This window comes from Serratia sp. J2 (assembly GCF_046269175.1).
Taxonomy (GTDB): domain Bacteria; phylum Pseudomonadota; class Gammaproteobacteria; order Enterobacterales; family Enterobacteriaceae; genus Chania; species Chania fonticola_C.
On sequence record NZ_JBKABN010000009.1, the window covers coordinates 51776 to 77794 of the forward strand.

Below are 26019 nucleotides of genomic sequence, written 5' to 3' on the forward strand. Positions count from 1 at the left end.
CCGCGTGAGAACGCGGCGTTGCAATAACCAAGGTCAGGCCGCCTTCTTACGGCGCACAAACTGATAACCGATCCCCAGAATGATAAACCACAGCGGCGTGACGACCAGCGCCTGGCGTGTGTCCTCGCGCAGCGTCAGCAGCACCAGCACGAATGCGAAGAACGCCATGCATACCCAGCACATCAACTTACCGGCAGGCATCTTGTAGATCGATTTCTGGTGCAGAGCCGGACGTTGCTTACGGTAGACCAGATACGAGCACAGAATGATGGTCCAGACGAACATAAACAGAATAGCCGACACGGTGGTGACCAGCGTGAATACGGTCATGACGTTCGGGATAAGATAGATCAGCACCACGCCGCCCAGCAGACAGATACAGGAGAAGGTCAGGCCGTTTGCCGGTACCGCACGTTTGGACAGGTTGGCAAAGGATTTAGGCGCATCGCCTTCCTGTGCCAGGCCGAACAGCATACGGCTGGTGGAGAACACGCCGCTGTTGGCGGAAGAGGCGGCAGAGGTCAACACTACGAAGTTGATCACGCTGGCTGCGGCTGGCAGACCAATCAGTACGAACAGCTCGACAAACGGGCTCTTATCGGCCACCACAGAGTTCCAAGGCGTTACCGACATGATCACGATCAGCGCGAAGACGTAGAACATGATGATGCGGATCGGGATGGAGTTGATGGCGCGTGGCAGCACTTTTTCCGGATCTTTGGTTTCGGCGGCGGTGGTTCCCACCAGCTCGATACCCACAAAGGCAAACACCGCAATCTGGAAGCCGGCAAAGAAGCCGCTAATGCCTTTCGGGAACATGCCGCCGTCATTCCATAAGTGGGAGAAGGAGGCCACGCTGCCGGTTGGTGATTCGAAGTGCATCGCCACCATGACCAGACCGGCGATGATCAGGCCCACTATCGCGACGATTTTGATCATCGCAAACCAGAACTCCATCTCACCGAACATTTTCACCGTTGCCAGGTTCAGGCTGAGCAGCAGCAACACGCACAGTAAAGAGGCGATCCATTGGGAGAGATCGGGGAACCAGAACTGCGCGTAGGCGGTAATGGCCACCACGTCGGCAATGCCGGTCACTACCCAACAGAACCAGTAAGTCCAACCGGTGAAGAACCCTGCCCAAGGGCCGAGGAGATCGGCGGCAAAGTCGCTGAAAGATTTGTACTGCAGATTGGAGAGCAGCAGTTCGCCCATCGCGCGCATCACGAAAAACAGCATAAAGCCGATGATCATGTACACGAAGATGATGGAAGGCCCGGCCAGGCTGATGGTCTTACCGGAACCCATAAACAAACCTGTACCAATGGCACCGCCGATGGCGATCAGCTGGATATGTCGGTTTGAGAGGTTTCGCCTTAGGTGATCTTCTGATCCGGGCGTGGCGTCCACTGCTATTTTAGAATGATCTACCATCTTATGCTGTCCTGTTTTTACCTGTCATGAGTGGAATGGCGAGCTCTGAAGTGGCTCTTTTTTATCTGTATTCGCCGGTTTTTCCGACAAAAGTTAAGGTAACTCAATATCACCACCTTTGTGCAACATATTTACAACATAATGGGGTGGGATAAAAGCCGATTATTCTTTACTCAGGGGAGGCAAATCGGACGTCTAGGGGGCGGAAGATTACTCTTTACTGCGGTAAATGAACAGTACCGGCAGTGGTTATCTCATTGATTAAACAGGGGCTTATAAAATTCGCATGAGAAAAACTAATGATAAAAGGCGATTAAACTAATCCAGATGCCTGCCGGTGCTTGAGGGGCGTTAATAGCGGGTGTTGCGCGGGGAGCAGTTGAGTTCTAATCAGTTTATTGCTGCAGCTGGCGCGGCTTGGCAGAGGATCGCCGAGCGTGCAGCGCACATTTGGTTAGTTTTGCGGTTCAAATCACAAAAGTATAAATCATTGGTTGAGTCACTGTGGCCAAAAGGTCGAGAAGCCACCAGCTACACCTGCTGATCACAAAAGCATCATAAATAGGTACAAGCTCCCATTGGCCAGCGGTAAGCTGTGTTCATCACGGTAATACAGAGAGGGGATTGAATATGTACAAGACCATTTTAGTACCGGTAGATCTTGCAGAAGACGTATTGACTGAACATGCGCTCGAACACGTGGAGTATCTGGCCAAGATGTCTGGGGCCAAGGTGCATTTCTTCCATGCCTTGCCGGATGCTTCGGCGTTTGTGACCGCCTATTCGTTTGGCATCAAAGAGTTTGAAAATCAGGCTGAAGTGAAGGCGGTGGAGGGGTTGAAGAAACTCATGGCGAAGATCGACCTGCCGTTGGAGCGTCTGTCTTATACCATCAGCTTCGGTTCGCCACGTGACGAGGTGTTACAACTTGCTGAGGAAATCTCAGCCGATCTGATCGTGATTGGCTCCCGCCGTCCTAGTGTCAAAACTTACCTGCTCGGCTCGAATGCGGCCGCCATTGTACGCCACGCCAAGATCTCGGTGATGGTAGTCCGATAATTCACTGGTTAGCCTTCATCAAACCCGGCCCGCGCCTTGCGGGCCAATTACCCCCAAAGAAAACGGCGCTTGCCAGCATGCCCGTGCAGATACTGTGCGAAAGATGAGTTAATTCCTAGTCTATAGGGCTATTTATTCGCATCACGAACAATAATGGGGTAATAAAAATCCCACAACATTATTAATGTTTAAATGGGACTAATCCTATTGTTGTTTTTTAACTATTGATTAATAGGAGGGGGTAGATCTTGATTAAGACAATGATAGAAAATATTCTGTTACGAAACTTATCATTCAACCGCTGAGGGGGGCTAAAATACACCGCCAAGCCGTTATCAGACCCCAAGCGGGGGGCCTGATAGTGCACGGATTATTGGCGGTAGGCGTGCTTGATCTGCTGAATACTGTTCTTGAAGATTTCAGCCTGATCCGGGTCATCCACCTGAGCGGCAAAGCGTTCCAGATTGATGATCACTTTACCGGCATCAGCCTGGCCAATGGCCTTTAATATCAACGTCAAAGTCGCTTTTAGGCAGGCAACTTCGGTGGCCAGCGCTTGTGGGTCTGCAGACGTAGTGAAGTCAACGTTGCTCATTTTATCTCCTGAATTTTAAGGCGTAAGCCTGAAGTGAAATGTGAAAATGTGGTTTGATGCACAACAACCGGCTGCCGACTCACCCAGGCAGACCCCGTGCCTCATTTAGGGCGCGGAGTATATCACAGCATTGGCAGTTCGTATCGCGTGTGGCCGGGTGGCGGGGGCACGATGCCCGTGAGGGCTGGTTGGCAGGGCATTTTTTCCGTTAGTGGTGTAATTCCTTCACATACTCATTTATAGTTAGTGATGGGGTGCGTGCTTTCAGACTGCGTGGATTTTATAAAGTAATACTGGCTTAATTCGACGTGATGAATAACTATTTCATCTGCAAGCTATTGACATTTAGGTCGGTTATTTTCTCTTGAAATGTCACCTTTTTCGCCGTCCACAGCGGTTATGTATTCTGAATAAGGGTTTCCCTATAGCGGTTTGTACGTGATTAAAAATGGCATAATTTTGTTATTTTTTTGTGATTCATATAGTTACGGGTGATAATTGGTGGGGTGGTTATTATCTGGTTTTGTGAAAACAGCGATTAATTTTCCCGCCAGATGGCGTAAAATGGCGTATCATGGTGATAATGTATTGAGCCTAATAGGCTTGATGGTTTTTTATCCGCTAGCCAGTGGTTTAATCGTAACAAAGGTGGCGCAGGGGTCGACAAACCTGGCCATAGTTAACCGAGAGTAAGTATTAATCTGTATTCATTCTTTGCTGAAAACCAAGTAATATCTGTTTAGATGACAGAGGCTGATTGATTGCGTTACTCCCTTATTTTGGAGAATTTTCCTTGATTAGCGTTCTTCTTGTTGATGACCACGAACTGGTGCGCGCAGGGATACGACGCATTCTTGAAGATATCAAAGGCATTAAAGTTGTTGGCGAAGCACAATGCGGTGAAGACGCCGTAAAATGGTGCCGCGGCAACTCTGTCGATATCGTTCTGATGGATATGAATATGCCGGGTATTGGGGGGCTGGAAGCCACCCGTAAGATTGTACGTTACACGCCCGATATCAAGGTCATCATGTTGACTATTCATACTGAGAACCCGTTGCCTGCCAAGGTGATGCAAGCGGGCGCGGCTGGCTATCTGAGCAAAGGCGCAGCACCGCAAGAGGTGATTAACGCGATCCGTTCGGTACATGCCGGCCAGCGTTACATCGCTTCGGACATCGCCCAGCAAATGGCATTAAGCCAGTTGGAGCCGCAGGCGGAAAACCCGTTCAGCACCTTGTCTGAGCGTGAATTACAAATTATGTTGATGATCACTAAAGGGAAGAAAGTGAATGAGATCTCAGAACAGCTGAATCTCAGCCCTAAAACAGTGAATAGTTATCGTTATCGTATGTTCACCAAGCTGAATATCAGCGGGGATGTTGAATTGACCCATCTGGCGATCAGACACGGGCTGTTCAACGCGGAGACATTGTTAAGCAGTGAATGATCGTTTTGATGCACCGGCATTTCTTAAAACCGTAACCAGTCAGCCTGGCGTTTATCGCATGTATGATCTGACGGGGACGGTGATCTATGTGGGTAAAGCCAAGGACCTGAAAAAACGTCTCGCGAGCTATTTCCGCACTCAGGTCAGTAGCCGTAAGACGGAAACGCTGGTCAAAAATATCGCGCAAATTGACGTTACCGTTACTCATACGGAAACCGAGGCGTTACTGCTGGAACATAATTATATCAAGCTGTATCAACCCCGATATAATGTTCTGTTGCGCGACGATAAATCCTATCCGCTGATTTTTTTGAGTGCCGATAGCCACCCAAGGCTGACGGTACACCGTGGTGCCAAGCATGCCAAAGGCGAATACTTTGGCCCGTTCCCCAATTCTTACGCCGTGCGTGAAACGCTGGCGCTGCTGCAAAAACTGTTCCCCGTGCGTCAATGCGATAACAGCGTCTACCGCAATCGCTCACGTCCTTGCCTGCAGTATCAGATTGGCCGTTGTCTGGGGCCATGCGTTGCCGGTTTGGTGAGTGAGGAAGATTATCGCCAGCAAGTAGACTATGTGCGCCTGTTTTTGTCCGGTAAGGATCAGCAGGTATTGCACCAGTTGATTGAGCGGATGGAAAACGCCAGCAAACTACTCAATTTTGAAGAAGCTGCGCGTATCCGCGATCAGATCCAGGCGGTACGGCGAGTAACGGAAAAGCAGTTTGTCTCAGGAGACAGCGACGATCTGGACGTGATCGGCGTGGCTTTCGATGCGGGTATGGCCTGCGTACACGTGCTGTTTATTCGCCAGGGCAAGGTGTTAGGCAGCCGCAGCTACTTCCCGAAAGTACCGGGTGGTACAGAACTGAGTGAAGTGGTGCAAACCTTTGTGGGCCAGTTCTATTTACAAGGCAGCCAGGCGCGCACCTTGCCAGCAGAGATCCTGCTGGACTTTACGTTACCGGAAAAAGATCTGCTGGCTAGCTCGCTAAGCGAACTGGCTGGCCGCAAGATCCAGATCCAGAGCAAGCCGCGTGGCGACCGTGCCCGTTACTTGAAGCTGGCGCGTACCAACGCTTCGACGGCGCTGGTCACCAAACTTTCTCAGCAATCGACTATCCATCAGCGGCTGGCGGAACTGGCGAAAACGCTGAACCTGACCGAAATAAACCGGATGGAGTGTTTCGATATCAGCCACACGATGGGGGAGCAGACCGTTGCTTCCTGCGTGGTGTTCGACAGTAACGGCCCGTTGCGCTCGGAGTATCGGCGCTACAATATTACCGGTATCACGCCGGGTGATGACTATGCCGCGATGGCGCAAGTGCTGAAACGGCGCTATGGTAAAGCTCTCGAAGAGAGCAAAATCCCTGACGTCATCTTTATTGATGGCGGGAAAGGGCAACTGGGTATGGCGATTGACGTGTTCAATTCGCTGAACGTGACCTGGGACAAGCACAAACCGTTGCTGATCGGTATTGCCAAAGGCAGCGATCGTAAAGCCGGGTTGGAGACGTTGTTCTTCGTCCCTGAGGGGGAGGGGATTTCGCTACCTTCGGACTCGCCGGCACTGCACGTGATCCAGCATATTCGTGATGACTCACACAACCATGCGATCACCGGCCATCGCCAGAAACGGGCGAAAGTCAAAAACACCAGCGCTTTGGAACTGATCGACGGCGTTGGGCCAAAACGGCGTCAGGTGCTGTTGAAGTATATGGGTGGACTTCAACCATTATTGAACGCCAGCGTTGAGGAAATTGCAAAAGTGCCGGGTATTTCACAAGCATTGGCAGAAAAGATCTACAATGCATTGAAACACTGAGGGCAATGTAGCAACATACTCTTAATTTCCACTCCAGCCAGATAGTTACCAGCATTATGCAATTGAATATACCGACTTGGCTTACCCTGTTCCGCGTAGTTTTGATCCCATTCTTCGTACTGGCGTTTTACCTGCCGTTCGTCTGGGCTCCGATGCTCTGTGCGGTCATTTTCGTGTTTGCTGCTGTAACCGATTGGTTTGACGGCTTTTTAGCCCGTCGCTGGAAGCAGACAACCCGCTTTGGTGCGTTCCTCGATCCGGTTGCCGATAAGGTGATGGTGGCGGTGGCCCTGGTGCTGGTAGCGGAGCATTATCACACCTGGTGGATCACTCTGCCTGCGGCAACCATGATCGCCCGCGAGATCATAATCTCGTCGTTACGCGAATGGATGGCGGAAATCGGCAAGCGCAGCAGTGTGGCGGTTTCGTGGATTGGCAAGGTGAAAACCATGGCGCAGATGATGTCATTGGTTGGCCTGTTGTGGCGGCCAGAGCCTACGGTGGAGTATCTGTCGTTCGGCTTGCTGTACATCGCCGCCGTGCTGACCTTCTGGTCGATGTTCCAATATTTGAACGCGGCACGCCGCGATTTGCTGGAACCTTGATCGAAGCGATGTAAAAATCGGCAAACGAACCTGGTGAGACAACAATTTTATTGACTCACCACGCCAGATAAGTAGAATGCATCGCATCAGACGGCAGCGGTGAGTTGCCAAAAGAGTTAAAAAAATCAGCAAGTTCTGATTAATGCGGGAATAGCTCAGTTGGTAGAGCACGACCTTGCCAAGGTCGGGGTCGCGAGTTCGAGTCTCGTTTCCCGCTCCAAATTTAGTAAAGCTGGTGATTAATTACGAGCTTTAGCCTGCAAAGGCAAACAGAATTAAGGCGCGTTAACAAAGCGGTTATGTAGCGGATTGCAAATCCGTCTAGTCCGGTTCGACTCCGGAACGCGCCTCCAATTTTCCCGAGCCCGGGTGGTGAAATCGGTAGACACAAGGGATTTAAAATCCCTCGGCTTATGGCTGTGCGGGTTCAAGTCCCGCCCCGGGTACCATCTCGAAATCAATAGACGTCAACCGACGTCTATTTTTTTGTCTAAAACCAACGGTATCACACACTTTCCTTCCTTTTTTACTCTCCGTAAGTCAACGCAATTCAACCTACATCAAGCTGCTTGCAAGTATACATTTGAGTATATACGTTGTTTATATGATTCTCTGTATACTCACCGCAAGCACATGCGAGGACATGGATATGGCCCTGACAGATATCAAGGTGCGTTCGGCAAAACCCGAAGACAAAGAGTATTCATTAACCGACGGAGACGGGATGTTTCTGTTGGTCCGTCCCATGGTTCCAAGTACTGGCGGTTGCGATTTCGTTTTGGCGGAAAGCAACACCTCATGGCACTTGGTGTCTACCCAGAAGTCTCCCTTTCAGAAGCCCGTCAGAAACGTGATGAAGCCAGGAAGCTGGTTGCCGCTGGCACCGATCCGCGAGAACACAAGAAAGCGATCAAAACCAAACTGCAGGACGATGAGAAAACCTTCGAGGCAGTAGCCCGTGCCTGGCATGCCGATAACAAGAAGTGGTCGGCTTTGCATGCTGAACGTATCCTGAAAAATTTGGCTGACGAAATTTTCCCTTCTATTGGTAATACGCACATAGCAGATCTGAAGACCCGTGATCTGTTGGCACCGATCAAAAGCGTCGAACGTTCAGGACGTTTAGAGGTTGCCAAACGTCTAAAACAGCGAGTTACCGCGATAATGACCTATGCCGTACAGAATGGGCTGATTAATTACAATCCGGCTCAGGATATGGCTGTGGCGCTTATGCCTGGCAAAGTAGAGCATCGCCCAGCTTTGGAGCTTGAACGGCTTCATGAGCTTCTTGGCCGGGTTGATGTATATAAAGGAAGGTTGTTCACCCAATGGGCCATCAATCTTTCGCTGCTTCTGTTTGTGCGTTCTAGCGAGTTGCGTTTTGCCCGCTGGCCGGAGATCGATTTCAAGCGCGCATTATGGACGATACCTGCAGAGCGAACTCCGATCCCTGGAGTGAAGTTTTCTGAACGGGGATCAAAAATGCATACACCTCATCTTGTTCCGCTCAGCCGTCAGGCATTGGAAATCTTCAAAAATATTCGGGAAGTGAGTGGCCACTGTGAGTTGATCTTTATTGGTGACCATTCATCGCGAAAACCGCTGAGTGAAGGGACGGTGAACAAGGCGCTGCAAACCATGGGCTATGACACTAAGACCGAGGTTTGCGGTCACGGCTTTCGCACCATGGCCTGTAGTTCACTGATCGAGTCGGGGTTGTGATCGAGGGATGCGGTGGAACGCCAAATGAGTCACCAAGAACGTAATGGTGTTCGTGCGGTGTATATCCATAAGGCATGAGTGCAGACTGATGCTGCAGTGGTGGGCAGATTTTCTGGATGCGAACCGGGTGAGGGCAGTTAGTCCGTTTGATTATTCCAAGCTTGGGCGGTGACCGACCATGGTTTCCGCCACGCCATAAGTGCCATCCTGTTTGAGTAAGGATATAACTGGGCTTGGATTGAGACGCAGTTTGTTCATGTGGATAGAATGCTATTCGTGGAGCTTACAACCATGCGCATTATCTGGACGGCAGGCGGGATATGATGCAGTGGTATGCGGATTACATGAAGAGCCTGGAGCAGGTAGGGTAGTATGGTGCCTGGCTTGTTGAAGGAAAAGAACCCCAGCAAGAGCTTGAGCAACAACGCTTGGCCGAACAGCACATCATGCAGCTACATCGTTCTCAGGGATCGTTTGAAGAACTGGTGCATGGTTACGTCAATAAGATGAAGCTCGACAACAAGCGGACGTGGGCTGATGTATTGAAGCGCATGGAGGGAGAGTGCTACTCGGTTATTCCTCGTGATACCAAAGCGAAGGGCGTGACGCTTCTGCAGATCAAAACCATCCTCTCAGGTATTATCCAGCGTGATGCTGTTGTTCACGCAAACCGGGTTCGTTCCTATCTGATGGCGGCATTTAACTATGGTCTGAAAACTGATAACGATCCGATGGGTACTAACGAAAACACTAACGATCTTATTCGGCAGTACTTCCCCAAGAAAACGTGTTTGGCCTAACATGCACAAGAGGATCTCCATAATGCAAACTGTTTTTATGAATAATCGTAGAAAGTCTATATGATAGGGCCTGACAAGATGTTATAAATCCACCACAGTATTTTTGCTGTTAATTTATGGATATAAAGCTAATGAGAGAGTTACAAACTTTAGAAGTAGAGTTGGTCAGTGGTTGTGGTGTGATTGCTGACGCAAGTGAGTATATTGGTGCCGGGGTGGGTATGTTACTTGGTTTGGTCATTGGCAACAATGACCAAAAGGTCACTATCGCTGGCGCTAACGTAGGAAGTGGTTTAGGTTTGATCGCTGAAAGATCCTTAGAAGTACTAGCAGTTTTCAGCAAAAAAACCTTTAAATTCTTTTTCTGGTAAAAATGTAACTAATACAGAGTTATAAGGAGCCCATCCATAATTCTGTGTAACTGCCAACCTATTTTAAAGGTGACCGCTCAGGCGGTCACCAAACTCAATAATAAAATGGATCATCGCCAGTTCTGGAACGATGCACTCCATTTTTGAAGCATCCTTTATCTCCAGATAAATAACTTTTCACGCCGAGTCATCGGTCGGAGCCTGATACACAGTTTCAGCACGCTGGTGACGGCTATATAGTTCTTCCACGACGCGTATTTCAGAATGTTGCGCACCATTGGATGATGTACGGCTGAATATACATCTGTATTTTCCAAAGCAACATAATTTAAGTACGCTATAATCTGCATCTTTGTCTACCCGCCAGAATACCGAGACTCCGGTGTCTTATGGTTTACCATACTTGTATGCCTAAATATTGACGAAGGTCGAATAGTTTAACTTTTGGCCACGATCTCGTAGGTGATTACGTCGGTGTAGTCGCCTAACTCCTGGTCGTCACTGCCATACAGATCAAACGTGGGTGTAAAGCAGGTTTGGTTGCCGCTGTCTTCAAACCTGATGCTGGAATTGTCAGTATTCGGCAGCAGGATCTGTTTGCCCATACTGTCCAGCGTCAGGGTATAGGGAAGCGTATTGGTGGGGGTCAGGCTGTGCTTGAGGAGAAAGCGATTATTCACCATCCCGTTAGCGTTAGTGGCATTAACGATAAAATCCTTACCGGCACTTTCAGTGGAAAGATAACTGATGCAGAGGCGATCGGCGTTGTTGGTCATGACTTTCTGTTGCTGGCCGGTGGCGATCTCGCCTAAGTCCCAGTCAGGGGCATTCATCGTAAGATTCACGATCACCGGGCGGGTGTCGGGGTTGGTCATCAGTTGGCACTTGGATGTTGCCTGTGAGGCTGCAAAATAGACCGCACCAGCTTGGTCGTATGCCATACCTGAATTATAAACATTCATGGGATATATAGCCATTATGCTCACGTCAGTTCGTTTTACATTGACCTCGACGCTAGTCGAATAGGCGGCAAAGTTGCCCCACCCATTGGATGCTTGGAGTCCATAAGACAGAAAGCCCTTACCTTTCGTAAAAGCGGCCTGAGCACCTCCTGGGGGATAGCTGTTCATAGTGACGTCAGTTGCAGGAATATAGGTAGAGATGGCGTTGCCTTTGCTATCATAGAGGTAAATCACCAACCCCCTCCCGACACGTACGCTCCAATTAACCCCTCCTGGTGCTTCAACCGGCATTGGCAACCAGTTGACAGAAAAGGTCGCTTTCCAGGTATTGGTGCCGATGTTAGTCACTTGGCAGCTACTGATATCAGAAACGACTTTGTCGGGTTTGCTTGGGAGGTTGTCACCAAAGGCTGAACCGGCGCTAAAAAGCAGCAATGAAAAAAGAATGGGAAGGTGTTTCATAATAATACCTGTTAGATTCGACAAATTAGAAATGCAGTTTGCTGAGCAACTGATAAAGCTCAAGGCGATTGTGTAACCCCATTTTTTTGATCGCGTTGCATCGTGTCAGACTGACGGTTTTGGTGCGCAGCCGGCAATGAGCTGCAATCACTCTGTCAGACCAACCCCTCTTGATCAGTTTGAGCACTTGGATCTCGGTATCTGACAGCGTGCGGTTTATTGATGGAGGGGGAATTTCTTCATCAGGGCAACGGTGCAAATGTTGCTTCAGCGTGTTTAACGTCATCCCTAACGGATCACCGCGATACAGTGCGTTATCCCGGCGAAGCGGGTCCGCGGGCAATAGGCGATGATAGATATACAGCGTCTGGGGATGGTTAAAGGCGCTTTGCCATTCCTCCCAACTTGAAAGGGCGGGCGTGCGGATAACCAGGTGCGCTGTGCTCAGTAAGGAGCTCTCGTTGATGGTGATATTAGCGCCTTGCGAAAGAAACTCATTGATGATCACTTTCAATCCATTGGCGTAGAAATGGTTTTGATCGAAGATAGCAATATTCATAACTCTTTTTCCGTGCGTTTACTGGCGAGGCAACCGCGATAGCCAGGTAAGGTGATTTGTTTGCCCGGCAAGCGCTGCGGTGTTCCCGGGTAGATGTTGAGATCTGCAACCGGGAGGCCGTCAGTCAGTATTCCTTTGAGGGTGACGTGGACATTCCCCGTTGCGGTGAGGAGTGCACCCTCGTGTTCGCATTGGATATCAAGCCCGGTTTTTTCGCGGTCTGGTCGTTGGCGTATGATCGCGCTGAAGCTCAGGTTCACGGCGATGCCCGATGCTGCACGTTCTGCTGAGGTGCCCTGCAACTGCACTATTGGGCGTACATTGAGACGATAGACCGTTTCGCTTTCCACGCTTTTCAATGGCCGCAGGGTGATCACCTTATGCTGCTGCGGGCTGAGGGTCAGTTTGAACGGCGAGGCATACAGCGTAGGTTGGCGGACCAGCCCCAGAGGAATACGTTGTTCCTGGGAAAAGTGAACGCCTGGGTTGGTCACTAACTCGGTTGCGATAGTGACGTATTCAATCCGATCGCCATTATTGCTGACCGTGATGGTCTGCGGTTCGTCACCTCGCAACTCAATGCGTTTCGGTGAAATGTCGATCGCCGCCTCTATTGCGCCAACGGGCAGAAGCGCGCAGCTCAGGCCGAGGAACCAGGATAAAAGATGCGGCTTCATGGCTGCGCCTTGGCAACAGGTTCAAAAGTGAGCTTCAGCTCCCCTTGATAAATCCCCGCCGTAGTTTTGAAATCCCCATCAGGTGGCAGTGCGCTGATGTTGAGGGTGTAATCCCCCATGGTGTCCTGCAATGGCTGCGCCGAAGCGGGGTTATGGAACTGCACCGGTGCGCCTACCGACAGTGTTTGCGCTGCGTTTCCCACATTGGCCATGCTGATCTGGGCGGGCTGAAATTGCAGTGCTGGCGTTTGAGCTTGGCGGAGGATCAATGCCTCATCCAGGCTCACCTGAAAAACACCGTTGCTGGAGGTGATGCGCAGTGGCAACTCGATTTGATAGGGGGAATTAGCCGCACCGTACTGGAACATCTCCATTTCCTGCGTATACCAACCGCCGTTGGCATCATTGACGATGAGTCGATTGGCTTTAACGACGGTAGCGCTGACGCGACTGGTCGTTTTGCCTTTAAGCATCACTACATTGGCACCGGCTGTCGAGAGCAGGGCCGATGCCAGCAACAGTGTGCAGGCTAGCGAGCAACGCTGCTTCATGATTGACTCCCTGTCTGATAAATCACCACCCCATAGCCGATGCTGACCAGCAAAGGCAGGCCTGCAGGCGTTGATCCTGCGGTGGTCACGCTCAGATGTTGTTGTGGCCGAAATGTGATACGCCATACCTGGGTTTTCGCCGGTGCTGAAAGCACACGTAACTGCATCGTTCTTTTTTGACCAGGGCCAAGGATCAGACGCGATGGCATGACCAGCAATGAGGGAGACTCGGTATGACCTACGTCAATCAATGTTTCGGGTTGGAGTCCCGGATTGGTCAGCAACTGCTGCCGGACCTCCAGATACAGTGGCCCGTCCCCGCGGTTTTCCACTACCAGTTCGGGTAACCGGCCTTGGAGTGGGACGGTCAACTCAGCCTGTGAGAGGCTTAATAACCCCCCCGCGTAGCTGCTGTGTACCAGCAGCAGCGCCATCAATACGCTTAACCCGCGCCAGAAGATCAGGGACATGTGATTTCAACCGGTTTGCCATCGAGATCGGCGCTAAACTGTCTGATTTTCAAGGTCTGTGGCGTACCGGGAAACAGCGCCAATACGTCAGTCACCGTATTACTGGCTGGGGTTGCTTTAACCTGGCGCAGGAGTAGACGAGTATTGCCGCTATTGAGCAAGGTGAGCTCATTAACGCCGCAACGGTGCTCCAGCGCAGTGCGCTGATTGGCTGGGGCGGGCAGATGGCGTATCAATACGCCATACCCTATAGAAAGCGTCACCGGGGCAGTAATTTTATCGTCTGTGGCTCCGCTGAATTCCAGGGATTTAACGGGGACAACATAAAGCCGATACACAGTCTCGCTTGCTGGCTCTTGCAACGACGTGAGGAGGATATCCCGCGACTGGTTAGGCCCCAGCGTCAGTTTGTTGGGTGTGGCCATCAGTTCTGGATGTGGCAGTTGGCTGATGAGTGTTTTGTGTTCCTGCGCTTCACCGGGGTTATCCACCTTTGCCAGAGAGATCGAAAGATAGAGCGGGGCATCGCCGGTGTTACGCACCGAGACGCGTTGCTCATGCTGGTTAAAAACCTTGAGGCTGATTGGCGTTACCATCAATTGTGGCCCCGCACTGGCGTTTAAAGGCAAGCCATTGAGGCTGGCCAACAGGGGAAGCAGTAAAAGTGTTTTTTTCATCATGACTCCGGTAGGGCAATGCCTGGCACTACAGTGCCGAACAGGTGTAAACATTGTTATTGGGTTTGCTCAGATCGCAGCGAAAACGACGGTTTTGGTTTTCGACCTCGATGGCGGGTAATAGCTGCTTGCTAGCGATGGAGAACAGGCCATTTGGGTAGGCAATGTCACCGGTTTCTTGGACAGTTCCACTCACCGGGTTCCCCTGCGCGTCTTGCAAAAATCCGTTATACAGCAGGTTAATATCCACGCTGGCTTTGGCTGCGTAGACCTGGCCTGGATGGGCGCGTGTGATATTGGCAGGCACTTCAACGTTGATGTCCTGCTCGCGATCCTGACTATTGACACGGGCAAAAGCGATATCCCGATAGCTGTTGATAGGCACGGCGTAAACGCTGCCACTGCCAACGGGAGCACCCTCAACCTCAAAGCCGTAATCCATCCCCTGTAGCCTGGGGGTAGAGAGCAACATGGCGGTACCGCTGTTGCTGTAGCGGCCAAGTGCGATCCCTCGGGTATTGGCGGCAACCATGCCGCGGTAGTTGAGATCGGCGTTATTGTTGCTCGCGCTACGGCCCAGATTCAGCGCAACATCGCCACGGCTACCTTCGCGAGTGGCATACAAGTTCACGTTATTGGTATCGCTAATTCGGCTGATGGTGGTGCCTAACGTGGTAGTGCCAAAAGTATCGGTACTGGCATGGCGATAGTCGCCGCTGAGTTGGGTTTGTCCACCGGAACGCGCGGCGGAGAAACTGCCCTGTACGCGATCCAGCGTCCAGGTCGTATTGAAAAAAATGCCGTAGTTACCGCCGGACTGCCGGTATCCCCCTTTTTGTACACCCAGTGAGAAGGTTGACCACAGGCCATTGGGGCGATAGTTCCAGCGTGATTCAACCTGATGCGATTCGCCACTGGAGTATTGGCTGTAGTTGTACGAGAGCAGCGTGCCTCCCAGGCCACGGCTGTAAGAGAGCGCGCTGCTTGATGAGCCATAGCTGTAATAAGAAACGTTATTGTGCTGATAACGACTGTAAGAAAGGTTGCCCAGTGTGTTACCGTTCAACGACAGGTTGAGATAACCCCCAGTGCCCTTTTCACCGCTCATTATTCCAAGTGTTGGCGCGATCTGGACATCCCCCAGCGTGCCTGGACGTGTGATATTCCCTTCGGTAGCCCATTTCCCTTGTGAACCTCTGATAACGGTTCCATTGAAGAAAAACCACAGCACATCACGGCTGAAACCACCTTCCAGCAAATGCCCATCGTTGCCAAGATCTTTACCCGCCGTCAGATGCCAGGCTACATAGCCGGGATAACCGCCAAAATTGACGTTACTGATGGCGTGGTTTTCGCGGTTGATGATATTGCCGTTCCGATCGACCAAGCGAACTTCGACCGAATAGTAGCCACCTGGCAGATCGTTAACGCTGATAGCATTGCGCCCCAGAACCGCCGGGCGCTTGAGGATCATACGGCCATCGCGATAGAACTCGTAGTTGCCCTCAGCGGCGGAGAACAGCACTAGCTCACCGTTGTCGCCGCCGACACGCAGGTTCGATTGGCTGCCGAGGGTCACAAACTGATCAAAGCTGGGGGAGAGCGTGGTGCTAACGCTGCCCGAGTTATAGTCGATGCTGTTCTGCCGGCCTGCACGTAAATAAGTAGAGGTAAAGTTTTTTTGCAGGTAGTAGGTTGAAATGCCCTGACGGTGAGAGTTTTCTCCACGCATGCTGCTGTAGTTACTGTACCAGTTGAGGTAGGCAAAACTTTGCCAGGGCATGCCCAGCCAGGCATTACTATTGATATTTGCGGCGCGATAACGATCGCTGGAGGTGCGGATATCCACGTTTTGGTTGTGTACCAATCCCAATGAGGTTGCAGGCAAAATGTAGTCGCTTTCACTGCTGCGCAGGGTAATGGCACGCCGTAATTTATCCACCGTCACGTATTGACCCTCCAGCGTGAGATCGCAACCGTTCTGGCATTTTTTGTAGTCCAGTTGATCGAATATTTTCTGCATTTTAGTGATGACTTCGGGGGTAACGGCATTGCTGCGATATTTTTCCTGATCAAAACTGAGCTTATTCAGTTGTGGTGAATAACTGATAAAATCCGGCAAGGTAAGGCCATCAATGGTGGCAACATATTTTGCGGTGTCATCAATTTCGGATTCGCTAAAACCGGCTGGAACACCATAGACGAATTTTAATGGGTTATTAGCCTGCGCATGAGTTGTGATAATCAACGTCAGGAATATCGACCGGCATAGCGTCAGATAAACCTCTCCTTTTTTAGAACATTTCTTTTCCTTGATGAACATTAATTATGCATTCCAGGCAAATTAAATATAAAAAAGTGTTAAAGGCCACTTCGCTAGACAAAGTGGCCATACGGAACTTATGGCCCGGTAACTACGGGTTCAAACAGCATGACCAGATCGCCGCTGTAATTACCGCCGGTGCTTAAACCATTAGCTTCAACAGGGGCGTCAAGGTTAATGTTCAGGTTATAAACCTGATCATATTCAGAACCTGATTTTTCCGTTTGCTTTATTTCTGTGGCAGTCCCTGTGGCCAAGGGTTTAGAACCTGCACCCGTATCTACGGTGATATTAGCATTGGGCATCTCATAATTACCGTTGCTCATTTTCAACGGCTGTGCCAGCGTCAATTTAAAGGATTCATTTTTACTCCATACGCGGATCGGCAGCGTTGTAGCAAATTTTTGCTGTTTATAATCCACAGCCTTAACTTCTTCTACATCATACCAACTTGAACCGTCTGGTTTAGACACAAACAGCGCGTCGTTAATGTTTGCAGTAAGGTGGATGGTTTTCGGTACCTGATTGCTTGGTACTGCATTGGCAACGCCAGCGCAGAAAAACATGCCCATACCTAAAATCAGTGCGTATTGATTAAATTTCATTGTCTCTCTCCATGTGGAAATTCACTCATCCATCAAGATGATATTGCACTGGATTCTCTCTCAGGGAAAACTCTGTTAGGAGGTAGAAATGAATAGTTATTCTTTTCTTTAACCACCACGCAAAGTGACTCCCCAGGATTGTATCCTGTGCGGTCATTTGTTTTTTATCCGGTTAATCCGCAAGTTAGGACTGTTCCAGATGGTGAGTATTGTAGACATGCAAAGGTTGATATTGGAATAACCATTCACAATTGAAGTGAAATGAAGTGTTTTTATCTGTTATTTTGATAATTGAAGTTTTAATGACTATTGTGTACAATGTTGAAGCGCAAATGGCTGTGAGCAGGAAAAAGCAGCATTTAATTGCATTGAATAACATGGATAAAAATCCCTCTATGGTTTTTTATTTGCATCTGTCAATTGCATTCGTTTGGGAGTTATGTGATAAGCGATCATGAGACTTCTCCTAGTTGACTACATGGGGGAGCTATGGCGAAGTGATTAAAATTTTACCTGAGGTGAGGATAGGCTGAGCGATAACGCCTACAGCGATAATTTATGGAGTATATTTTCAATGACAGCGTTATCTTCAAAGAAAATGAAGGGTTACGTTATAAAAACCAAAACCACGCTGCTATTAAGCTGTCTGTATTGCAATCAGGTCTGTTGGCAGAAATCATTAAAGCGCAGAGTGAGCCCATTCATCGAGATGTTCTGCTGGATAGAGTCTGGGAGAGGAATAGCTACCCTCCATCGAATAGCAGTCTAAATCATAATGTTGCCTTCCTAAGGAAGTCGTTAAAGGAGCTTGGAATTAATGATGCTATTATTGCGGTGCATCGGTTAGGTTTTAAATTAGGGGAAATGGTTGATGTTAAGGTTTGTCAGCCAGTGGCAACATTACTGCGGGATGAAGAGAAAGATGTTTATTTTTCTAATAATGAAATAATCAACACTCCACAAAGAGAGTTGTCACTGTATAAAAGATGGCAACACGTGCGGCATGTTGCGGTGGAAAATAAACGTACCCTGTTCATCTGTGTTCTGCTGTTGCTAGGTTTATTGTCAGCCATGTCTGTTTTTTACTGGCCCAAGCCTGCTAATGAAGTCCGACACTACGTCGCAAAGGTAGCAGGATGTAGGACTTATTCTGTTTATGCCCTTGATGACGACCAAAAAGATAAATATCGGCATTATGCCGAATACTTTCTACAGTCGCAAAGTAAGCATTGCGCGCCTGATGATATTTTATTGATGTATGTGCAAGATGAACATGGTTTACGCGAAACGCTTGAAGGTAATAATCGCGCGTTCTTCTCTATTTGCAATTTTGATAAAAAAATAACCGATTTTTGTTACAATTACTATTTTTACTCAATGGTGCCTAAATGAAAATTCGCTGGCCTACCTGGGCACTACTGTGTGGCATCATTGCGATAATGATAGGCTACTGGAAAGTCGGTAATAAGAAACCTGAAACAATACTGAGTTGCCGCTCTCAAGCGAAACTTATTTTTGACGAGAAGCCTGATTCACCGATCTTCAATGGAACTTACGCATTGCGGCTTAATAGCAACGGCAGTGGTGTCATCGGTATAACGGGGATGCTGACGATAGGGGGGCAGAATCACCGTGTCTTGCATACTGTCATCGTACACTATCGAACCCTCGATGCTGAGCAAGGTTGGTTTGATGTGCGCCGCAGTGATGATGCCATTGAGGAAGGTGATAATACCCCGAAAAGAGTGATTAATACCTACCTGTTGGGGTGCATTAGCGGGAAGATACCGAGGGTGTTTCGTGTTTCACGCTGGAATGACAAGGCGTATATGATTGGAAATATGCACTCTCCCATCATGGTGTGCTCACGGACGGATGATTGAGGGAGCCAGTCTAAGGCCTGTATCGCAGGCCTTAGGCCGTGGTCGAAGAAATTTTTACTTCGGTCTTCTGATCTTGGCAACGCTGGGATTAATTCATCTACTGATGGCTGTACGGGGTCATCTCTCGCCCGGCCAGGAAAGTAAATATAGAATAATCAGAGCAATATGTAATAATTTTGTGCCGCCGAGAGGCGGTTTTTTTGCCGGCGCCTCCTTTCAAGCTGATAGCCGCATTTTATTTGGCGTTAATCACTCCTTTGCTGCCTGCATCATTATCCACCCAGACATCTTCCCCCTTGAGGCGGCGGTCGCCTTGAATGGTATAAGTGACGTGACCGTTCCTGAACACCAGCGCGCCATCAGATTTCTTTGCTTTGACCTGCTTACCGTTGACCAAGACATGATCCTTGGCATCGATACTGATTGTCGCTACCGTGGCACCTGTCTGTGGGAATGTGGCAACCCACTCACCGGTATATGGGCTGGCACTGGTGTCAGCAGCGGGGGCGGCTCCAAAACCGGCCTTGGCATTCTCGGCCTTGGTTTTGTGAATGTCACAGCCTTGGGCCTCGGTCACTTGGGTGCAGCCAGAACGCTCAAGCTGCTGGGCAAATTTTGCGTTGATGGCGTGGGCTGGGGCGATGCCAAGTAGGGTAAGTGTCAGCATAAGAGCTGCATTTTTTGACATTGTAGTTCCTCCTAAAATGAGCCGAACCATTGCCACGGAAAAGGACTGGGTATTTCGGTGGCTGAGGCGCATATCTAAATCTAGCATTCATTAGCCCTTACGCGAGTCGACAAGTAGCGAGGCATTTTCTCAATCGATGGTTGAATTCAATCACGTAGCGCTATGATTTCTCTATCGTCGATTTATAAATTGAATGGATTCAGCCCGATTTTGTTGCTCGCGGCAACTGGTATGCTACAAAACTCGGCTATTCAATCAGGAGATGACGATGGAATTTGAAATTGAGATTATTAATCCGGCGAAACACCCAGAACTAGCGGCCCAGCAGGTGGTGATCGAGTTGATCCGCGCTGGGAAAATTGACAACTCCTTTAATGGCGCCAAAGCGTTAAATACTTACCAAAATCTGGTGGAAAAATATAAAGCATTAGCTGCACAGCCCGGTGCTGTTCAGGCTAAGGACAACGCTATAGAGCCCCCTGCCTCGGAGGTTAAGATGGCTACAACGCCAAGTAAACCTGTTGCGGTTGCGGCCAAAGCAAAAAGCAATGTTGCCAAGCCCTCCGCAGAGGCAAAAGCGAGAACCAAGGTATCGGCGCCAGCGGTTAAAGAGTCAACCGTTGCTGCAGAAGTCGTCGCCAAGCCAAAGAAAGCCAAACCAAATCCGACTACTGCCAAGAAAAAATAATCCTTCTATGCTCGCGCAACTTACTCAAGATTGGGCGCAGCAGCGCCCCTACGTCTTGAGTCGGTTGGATCAAACGACTATTTCGTAGAGACTATGCTGATACCTTCTGCCGGTAGCGGCAGCGCCGTTTTATAGCGCACCTGCTTGAGGGCAAAGCTGGAGCGGATGTTGGCTACGCCCGGGATCTTGGTCAGATGATCCAGAATAAAACGCTCTAGCGCGCGAATATCGGGTACCAATACCCGCAACAGATAATCGGCATCGCCCGTCATCAGGTAACACTCCATGACTTCTGGGCGCTGATCAATGGCCTGTTCAAAGTTGCTGAGTGCACCTTCAACCTGCTTTTCCAAACTCACCTGAATAAATACGTTCACATGGAGCCCAAGCACAGCCGGTTCCAGCAAGGTCACTTGCCCCCTGATGATGCCCAACTCTTCCATGGCTTTTACACGGTTGAAGCAGGGAGTTGGGGACAGATTGACCGAGCGGGCAAGCTCCGCATTGGTGATCCGCGAGTTCGTCTGCATCGAGTTCAGAATGGCGACGTCTGTGCGATCAAGCTTCTTCATATGAGAAAATTTACCCTTAAAATGTGATTTATGAGGTTAAATTGACTCATAAAATCCGATTGTATGAACATAATAAGAGAAAGTTTCCCCGGTTATCCAGATAAAATTAGCATATTGAATGAATGGATGAGAAACCGCTGTGGATACTGAGGGTAAATACTTAACCGGCTCGCCAAACGTGTCGAGCTACGCGCCCGATAGCGTGAAAATCAAAGGCGTCCTGCTGTTGGTTGGGGCCATTGTGATTTGGGGGGCGAACTGGCCGGTGATGAAGGCTGGGCTTTCTCATATGACGCCGATTTGGCTTTCTACTGCCCGATTTGTCAGTGGCGCGCTGTGCCTGTTTGCTCTGCAGATATTGACCAAGAAGCTGCGATTCCCGCCACGCAAGGATTGGCCGTTGGTGGTGAGCGTAGGGCTGTTGCAAATGCTGACATTTACCGTGCTCGGTGCCTTTGCCATGACCGAAGTGCCTGCTGGCCGATCCGCTATCCTGGCTTACACCACGCCGCTCTGGGTCACGCCTATCGCAGTGTTGTTTTTCCGTCAGTCGCTTTCACGTCGGCAATTGATGGGCTCGTTACTCGGTGGTGTAGGGGTCATTGTGTTGTTCAACCCGTTCACGTTTAACTGGGGCGATAAGGTTCTCATCGTAGCGAACCTGATGTTGCTTACGGCCTCTTTTGCCTGGGCTATGTGCATTTTGCACCTGCGTTATCATAAAGGGGTGTGCAGCGCGTATGAGCTGGCTCCCTGGCAGATGCTGCTGGCCAGCGTGCCGTTGGCGTTGATGGCTCGAGTCTTCGAAGGGCCGTATACCGGCGATGGTTCTACATCGTTAATCGAAATACTGCTGTTTATGGGGCCGCTGGCGACCGCGTTCTGCTTTGTTGCGGTGAATGCCGCCAGCATGTGGTTGTCGAGCACCAGCATGTCGACGGCGATGCTTGGGGTGCCGGTAATAGGCTTACTGATGTCCGTTATCTTCCTGGGGGAGCAATTGACTCTCACGCTGGGTATTGGCCTGCTGGTCATCATGTCGGGTATTTTTATTGTGACGGTAAAGCCATCGGCAAGTGGCATTAAGACTCCGTAGCGTTATCAGTCTGGCCAAGTTACCTTGGCCTGCTTACGTCTGTGAGTTGGACTTGTTCTAATCATTTCTCGCCAACCTTTCTCTGCTGGGCCGAAAGGGCTACCAACATCAACCCCGTAATCAATGAGATACCAATGATTAATTTCCAGGCATCCGGGTAACCATAGCTTTGTATATACGCCCCCATCAAGATATACGTGGGCATTAAGCCAAGGCTCCGAATGGTGGTGATTATCCCGCTGATGCGTCCACGATGGCTGCGTGGAGAGTTATTGGCTAAATAAATCCCCTCCTTGGTGACGAGCAAGATCTCGCCGATGGTAAGGAAAAACCAGGCAATAAACTGCATGGCAACCAGAGGGGATAGCAGGGTAATGCCATATCCCAATGCTAACGCAAACGCGGAAATGGCCAGACTTTTAATGTCGCAGATGTTGATGGTCATTCTGATAATCAACGGTGTCATCACCACCACCAAAATGCTGGCGAAAGTCATTAACTGGCCAAACAAGACCGGCCCTTGTTGGCCAAAAATATGGCTAAGGTAGAGCGGGGTAGTCATGGTCATTTGGTTTAATGAAAACCACAGCAGCATACATAACACGCCGAATACCAGCAACCGAGGCCTTTGCTTGAACACCTGCCATACAGAAGCCTCTGTGGCTTTTTCCAGTTCGGTGTGTTCCCGATCGTTTGTTGCCCGATTGTCGGCGGGATTAGCGACATAGAATAAAACGATGACTACGCCTATCAGGCCAGCGAGACCATTGCCCCAAAAAATCCAGGCCGTGTAGTTCCAGAAAAGGTAGCCAGCCAGAACCGGACCAACCCCAGAGCCCAGATTGTAGGCAAGATAGCTTAACGACATCACCGCATTGCGATTGGCAGGGGTAGATAGATCGGCGACAAGGGCATTACTTGCCGGGAGGGCTACACCAAAAAAGAAGTAGCTGACAAAAAGCAACGCGGGTAGCAGGCTGTGCCAATCGGTAAAGAAACCACTCACGACCAAGATTATCGAACCGATGATCTCTCCCCAAATCATCATGTTCTTATGGCCGAAACTATCGGACATCTTGCCGCCGACCAGATTCCCCAAAAGATAGAATGCGGTGACTCCCATCGCCAGGCCGCCTGCCATGGTTGTTGAATAGCCTAATTTTTGCGTTAGCAGCAGTACCATGAACGGTATGATGAAATTGCCAAGACCAAGAACAAATCTGGCTAAGGCAATAAAATAGACGTCGTTTGGTAACCCTTGGTACATGGCGACGGGATTGAAAAGTCGGGCGGGCAAGGGCACCCCCTTAATCATTACTGTTGAAGTTAAGGGGCGCAAAGCAATGAGGTATCCGAACCTGATAACTGTGGCCTTCCTGAAAAGTCATGGCAAGTTAGCATGTTCGAGGGGGGAAGCAAACAGAGCGAGGCGGCTGGCAAAGTCTTGACCGGCTTCATGCTGCCCCCATTGAGAGTAATAAAAAGGCCAGAGTCGTTACGCTAACGAGCTCTGGCCTGTTTGTTCACCGGGGAGAATTAATCCAGTTTTGGATGCTGATCGATCAGCGTTTGCTTTTCCTTCTCCAAATCGGCGATTTGCTGGCTGATATCTTCGACTTTCTGCTCGATATTATCGTAAGTTTCCTGCAGCAGCTCTTTGGCTTCTGAGCGGTCAGAGGCGGCTGGAGCAGCACCGCGCAGCGGCTTGTTGGCCGTTTCTTTCATATACAGGCCGGTAACCAGACCAATTGCTGCCACCACCATCAGATAATAGGCTGGCATATACAGGTTACCGGTGCTTTCGACCAGCCATGCGGCCAGCGTAGGTGTGACGCCCGCAATCAGTACCGAGATATTGAATGAAATCGCCAGCGCGCTGTAACGGATGTGGGTTGGGAACATCGCAGGCAGAATGGAGGCCATCACCCCGATAAAGGAGTTGAGCAACACGGCCAGTATCAAGAGGCCAACAAAAATCAGGCCGATAACGTTACTGTTGATCAAGATAAAGCTAGGGATGGCCAGCAACAGCAGACCGACGCTACCGCCAATGATGAAAGGTCTACGGCCAATGCGGTCGCTGGTCATGCCGACCAATGGCTGGACGAACAACATACCTAGCATGATGGCAATGATAATCAGCACGCCGTGGTCTTCGGAATAGTGCAGGTTATGCGACAGGTAGCTTGGCATGTAGGTCAGCAGCATGTAGTAGGTCACGTTGGTCGAGATCACGATACCTACGCACACCAGCAGGCTTCTCCAGTGCTTGGTGGCGATCTCTTTGAACGAAGTTTTCGGCGGGTTCTCAATTGCCGCACGGTCGTTCTGTTCCATTTTGTCCATATGCTGCTGGAATGCCGGCGTTTCTTCCAAGGCGTGGCGCAAATACAGGCCAATCACACCCAGCGGTGCTGCCAGGAAGAACGGAATACGCCAGCCCCAGTCGAGGAAGTTGGCCTCACCCACGATGCTGGAGATAAGTACCACCACACCCGCTCCTAATACGAAGCCGGCGATGGAGCCAAAGTCGAGCCAACTGCCCATAAATCCGCGTTTACGGTCTGGTGAATACTCGGCTACAAAAATGGCTGCGCCAGAATACTCCCCGCCGACGGAGAAGCCCTGTGCCAGTTTGGCCAGCAACAGCAGAATAGGGGCCCAGATGCCAATCGAGGCGTGGGACGGGATCAGGCCGATACAGAAGGTACTGATCGCCATAATAATGATGGTGATGGATAACACTTTCTGGCGGCCGAATTTATCGCCCATGGCACCGAAGAAGACGCCGCCCAAAGGACGTACCAGGAAAGGAACCGAGAAGGTGGCCAGAGCGGCAATCATCTGCACGCCGGGCGTGGCGCCAGGGAAGAACACCTGGCCTAGTGCGTAGGCGACAAAGCCGTAAACACCGAAGTCAAACCATTCCATGGCGTTGCCTAACGCGGCGGCGGTAATGGCTTTCTTTAACTTGCTGTCATCAATAATCGTGATGTCATTAATCTGTAGTGGTTTATGCTTTTTTTTTCTTAGCTTCATAAATCATCCCATGCAAAATTGATCGTAGGCGAGTTCGTCGGCCCGCTCATTTTTATTGGTCAAGATATCAGTCAGGCTAATGTCACCTCTGTTTTGCAGATCGTCCTCGTGGTTTTTTTCTGAGAGTCTCATCACAATAAATAGGGTTTTAAACAAAAAATGTCATCCTCAGGATTAGTTTTTCTTGTCATATAGCTTAGCGTTATCTGGAGTTTGAATCAAACTGAGTAAAAAATGTTATGTTTTTCAGTGGCTTTTACGGCAGGATTATCTGAGGGATGGGCCAGTTTTCATCAATAAAGGGTGTTAAAACGTGTTCAGTATGTCTCCGAACACCTGTCTACACTGTCCCCGAACAGTACAGGAATGATACAGGGTTAAGGCCCCCTCACGAATGCAAAATCAGGGGGCGGTGCTGCTAGCAGTTCGTCCGGTTAAGGCTTGCCGTCATAGCCATCCCAGTAAGTGGCGATAGCATTTTCGAGCAGGATCTCACGCTGTTTTTTCGGCGAGTCAGCCGTATAGGATTGATTAAACATCGTCGCCTTTTGCTCCGACTCAGGTAAAAAATCAGGGCTGCGGAACCCATTCACCCTTTGCTGTGCCTGCTCGCGGGTCAGCCCATCCTGGCGATCTTTTTTGCCTATCTGATAAAACTGCTCAAAGAATGGGATGGAGGCTTTCGTCGATTTTGAGATATCGGTGCGTGTATCGGGGCCGAAATGTGCCTCCGCCAACTGGAAGGTGGCATGGCGGGCGTGTCTTTCAACGCTGTTTTGTGAGGTGGTGCAAGCGCAGAGCAATAACGTGGCTAACAACGGGATCGAGCGGTAATGTTTCGATAACATGTGAAGCTCCTTGTTATAGGTATTGAAGGTTCCAGAGGATGTCCCGCTATTCTATCCC

25 protein-coding genes, 3 tRNA genes and 3 pseudogenes are annotated in these 26019 nt (G+C 49.9%); 15 read left to right on the forward strand and 16 right to left on the reverse strand.

What is annotated here, in order from left to right; genetic code table 11:
* Nucleotides 1–33: 33 nt before the first annotated feature.
* On the reverse strand, nucleotides 34–1434 hold the full coding sequence (cycA, locus tag ACKWMY_RS11545) for a D-serine/D-alanine/glycine transporter (RefSeq protein WP_024486730.1): 1401 nt from the start codon (nucleotides 1432–1434) through the stop codon (nucleotides 34–36).
* A 630-nt stretch (nucleotides 1435–2064) separates the two neighbouring features.
* Here cycA and ACKWMY_RS11550 point away from each other — a divergent pair.
* Nucleotides 2065–2493: a universal stress protein gene (locus ACKWMY_RS11550; RefSeq protein WP_021804757.1), complete on the forward strand. Its 429-nt coding sequence runs from the start codon at nucleotides 2065–2067 to the stop codon at nucleotides 2491–2493.
* 370 nt (nucleotides 2494–2863) lie between these two features.
* Here ACKWMY_RS11550 and ACKWMY_RS11555 read toward each other — a convergent pair whose 3' ends face one another.
* Nucleotides 2864–3088, reverse strand: coding sequence for a DUF2594 family protein (locus tag ACKWMY_RS11555; RefSeq protein WP_074031292.1), 225 nt, complete (start codon nucleotides 3086–3088; stop codon nucleotides 2864–2866).
* 793 nt (nucleotides 3089–3881) lie between these two features.
* Here ACKWMY_RS11555 and uvrY point away from each other — a divergent pair.
* From uvrY to ACKWMY_RS11605, 10 genes and pseudogenes are all read left to right on the forward strand, one after another.
* A complete protein-coding gene (gene uvrY / locus ACKWMY_RS11560) occupies nucleotides 3882–4538 on the forward strand; it encodes a UvrY/SirA/GacA family response regulator transcription factor (RefSeq protein WP_024485703.1) in 657 nt (218 codons plus the stop codon).
* Nucleotides 4531–6363, forward strand: a complete 1833-nt coding sequence (uvrC, locus tag ACKWMY_RS11565) for an excinuclease ABC subunit UvrC (protein WP_074031293.1) — start codon at nucleotides 4531–4533, stop codon at nucleotides 6361–6363. Before uvrY ends, uvrC begins: the two co-directional genes overlap by 8 nt.
* Nucleotides 6364–6419: 56 nt before the next feature.
* Nucleotides 6420–6968 carry a CDP-diacylglycerol--glycerol-3-phosphate 3-phosphatidyltransferase gene (gene pgsA, locus ACKWMY_RS11570; protein ID WP_021804755.1) on the forward strand — a complete coding sequence of 183 codons (549 nt, stop codon included), beginning with the start codon at nucleotides 6420–6422 and terminating at the stop codon, nucleotides 6966–6968.
* Nucleotides 6969–7112: 144 nt separating this feature from the next.
* A tRNA-Gly gene (locus ACKWMY_RS11575) sits at nucleotides 7113–7188 on the forward strand.
* Nucleotides 7189–7247: 59 nt separating this feature from the next.
* Nucleotides 7248–7321 (forward strand) — tRNA-Cys (locus ACKWMY_RS11580).
* A gap of 10 nt (nucleotides 7322–7331) precedes the next feature.
* Nucleotides 7332–7417, forward strand: a tRNA-Leu gene (locus tag ACKWMY_RS11585).
* Nucleotides 7418–7617: 200 nt separating this feature from the next.
* Nucleotides 7618–8862 (forward strand): annotated as a pseudogene (locus tag ACKWMY_RS11590) (tyrosine-type recombinase/integrase).
* A pseudogene (locus ACKWMY_RS11595) lies at nucleotides 8859–9061 on the forward strand (integrase); the annotation flags it as partial. The pseudogenes ACKWMY_RS11590 and ACKWMY_RS11595, both read left to right, overlap by 4 nt.
* A gap of 57 nt (nucleotides 9062–9118) precedes the next feature.
* Nucleotides 9119–9490: a hypothetical protein gene (locus ACKWMY_RS11600; protein ID WP_409486355.1), complete on the forward strand. Its 372-nt coding sequence runs from the start codon at nucleotides 9119–9121 to the stop codon at nucleotides 9488–9490.
* Nucleotides 9491–9621: 131 nt separating this feature from the next.
* Nucleotides 9622–9861 (forward strand): hypothetical protein, encoded by a 240-nt coding sequence (locus ACKWMY_RS11605; RefSeq protein WP_409486326.1) that lies wholly within the window; start codon nucleotides 9622–9624, stop codon nucleotides 9859–9861.
* 63 nt (nucleotides 9862–9924) lie between these two features.
* Here the strand turns inward: ACKWMY_RS11605 and ACKWMY_RS11610 are convergent.
* The 9 genes and pseudogenes from ACKWMY_RS11610 to ACKWMY_RS11650 form a co-directional block, all read right to left on the reverse strand.
* Nucleotides 9925–10139: pseudogene (locus ACKWMY_RS11610) on the reverse strand (hypothetical protein); the annotation flags it as partial.
* Nucleotides 10140–10298: 159 nt separating this feature from the next.
* Entirely contained in the window at nucleotides 10299–11285 is a 987-nt protein-coding gene (locus ACKWMY_RS11615; RefSeq protein WP_199063803.1) for a hypothetical protein, read from the reverse strand.
* Between the two features lie 25 nt (nucleotides 11286–11310).
* Complete coding sequence (locus ACKWMY_RS11620; RefSeq protein ID WP_199063802.1) at nucleotides 11311–11844, reverse strand: helix-turn-helix domain-containing protein; 534 nt, start codon at nucleotides 11842–11844, stop codon at nucleotides 11311–11313.
* Nucleotides 11841–12521, reverse strand: coding sequence for a hypothetical protein (locus tag ACKWMY_RS11625; protein ID WP_199063801.1), 681 nt, complete (start codon nucleotides 12519–12521; stop codon nucleotides 11841–11843). Before ACKWMY_RS11625 ends, ACKWMY_RS11620 begins: the two co-directional genes overlap by 4 nt.
* Entirely contained in the window at nucleotides 12518–13072 is a 555-nt protein-coding gene (locus ACKWMY_RS11630; protein ID WP_199063800.1) for a hypothetical protein, read from the reverse strand. The genes ACKWMY_RS11625 and ACKWMY_RS11630 overlap by 4 nt, the downstream gene beginning before the upstream one ends.
* The gene (locus ACKWMY_RS11635) at nucleotides 13069–13542 is read right to left on the reverse strand and encodes a hypothetical protein (protein WP_074031300.1); all 474 of its coding nucleotides are present in this window, start codon (nucleotides 13540–13542) and stop codon (nucleotides 13069–13071) included. Before ACKWMY_RS11635 ends, ACKWMY_RS11630 begins: the two co-directional genes overlap by 4 nt.
* Nucleotides 13533–14222, reverse strand: a complete 690-nt coding sequence (locus ACKWMY_RS11640; protein WP_309206500.1) for a pilus assembly protein — start codon at nucleotides 14220–14222, stop codon at nucleotides 13533–13535. The genes ACKWMY_RS11635 and ACKWMY_RS11640 overlap by 10 nt, the downstream gene beginning before the upstream one ends.
* Nucleotides 14223–14247: 25 nt before the next feature.
* Nucleotides 14248–16542, reverse strand: coding sequence for a TcfC E-set like domain-containing protein (locus tag ACKWMY_RS11645; RefSeq protein WP_409486327.1), 2295 nt, complete (start codon nucleotides 16540–16542; stop codon nucleotides 14248–14250).
* Between the two features lie 77 nt (nucleotides 16543–16619).
* Nucleotides 16620–17147: a hypothetical protein gene (locus ACKWMY_RS11650; protein ID WP_409486328.1), complete on the reverse strand. Its 528-nt coding sequence runs from the start codon at nucleotides 17145–17147 to the stop codon at nucleotides 16620–16622.
* Nucleotides 17148–17705: 558 nt separating this feature from the next.
* On the opposite strand from ACKWMY_RS11650, the gene ACKWMY_RS11655 reads away from it, so the two are divergent.
* A complete protein-coding gene (locus ACKWMY_RS11655; protein WP_309206501.1) occupies nucleotides 17706–18539 on the forward strand; it encodes a transcriptional regulator in 834 nt (277 codons plus the stop codon).
* Nucleotides 18536–19030 carry a hypothetical protein gene (locus ACKWMY_RS11660; RefSeq protein WP_024528506.1) on the forward strand — a complete coding sequence of 165 codons (495 nt, stop codon included), beginning with the start codon at nucleotides 18536–18538 and terminating at the stop codon, nucleotides 19028–19030. Before ACKWMY_RS11655 ends, ACKWMY_RS11660 begins: the two co-directional genes overlap by 4 nt.
* A gap of 235 nt (nucleotides 19031–19265) precedes the next feature.
* On the opposite strand, the gene ACKWMY_RS11665 is transcribed toward ACKWMY_RS11660, so the two are convergent.
* Nucleotides 19266–19718: a hypothetical protein gene (locus ACKWMY_RS11665; RefSeq protein ID WP_409486329.1), complete on the reverse strand. Its 453-nt coding sequence runs from the start codon at nucleotides 19716–19718 to the stop codon at nucleotides 19266–19268.
* A gap of 268 nt (nucleotides 19719–19986) precedes the next feature.
* Between ACKWMY_RS11665 and ACKWMY_RS11670 the strand changes: the two genes are divergently transcribed.
* Complete coding sequence (locus ACKWMY_RS11670) at nucleotides 19987–20406, forward strand: hypothetical protein (protein ID WP_024528508.1); 420 nt, start codon at nucleotides 19987–19989, stop codon at nucleotides 20404–20406.
* A 77-nt stretch (nucleotides 20407–20483) separates the two neighbouring features.
* Here ACKWMY_RS11670 and ACKWMY_RS11675 read toward each other — a convergent pair whose 3' ends face one another.
* Nucleotides 20484–20978 carry an Lrp/AsnC family transcriptional regulator gene (locus tag ACKWMY_RS11675; protein WP_024485698.1) on the reverse strand — a complete coding sequence of 165 codons (495 nt, stop codon included), beginning with the start codon at nucleotides 20976–20978 and terminating at the stop codon, nucleotides 20484–20486.
* Between the two features lie 139 nt (nucleotides 20979–21117).
* On the opposite strand from ACKWMY_RS11675, the gene ACKWMY_RS11680 reads away from it, so the two are divergent.
* Nucleotides 21118–22074, forward strand: a complete 957-nt coding sequence (locus ACKWMY_RS11680; protein ID WP_024528509.1) for a DMT family transporter — start codon at nucleotides 21118–21120, stop codon at nucleotides 22072–22074.
* 61 nt (nucleotides 22075–22135) lie between these two features.
* Here the strand turns inward: ACKWMY_RS11680 and ACKWMY_RS11685 are convergent, their stop codons facing one another.
* From ACKWMY_RS11685 to ACKWMY_RS11695, 3 genes are all read right to left on the reverse strand, one after another.
* Nucleotides 22136–23371, reverse strand: a complete 1236-nt coding sequence (locus tag ACKWMY_RS11685) for an MFS transporter (protein ID WP_308869977.1) — start codon at nucleotides 23369–23371, stop codon at nucleotides 22136–22138.
* Nucleotides 23372–23610: 239 nt separating this feature from the next.
* A complete protein-coding gene (gene proP / locus ACKWMY_RS11690) occupies nucleotides 23611–25113 on the reverse strand; it encodes a glycine betaine/L-proline transporter ProP (protein ID WP_409486330.1) in 1503 nt (500 codons plus the stop codon).
* Nucleotides 25114–25547: 434 nt separating this feature from the next.
* On the reverse strand, nucleotides 25548–25961 hold the full coding sequence (locus tag ACKWMY_RS11695) for an Exc2 family lipoprotein (protein WP_024528513.1): 414 nt from the start codon (nucleotides 25959–25961) through the stop codon (nucleotides 25548–25550).
* Nucleotides 25962–26019: the final 58 nt, after the last annotated feature.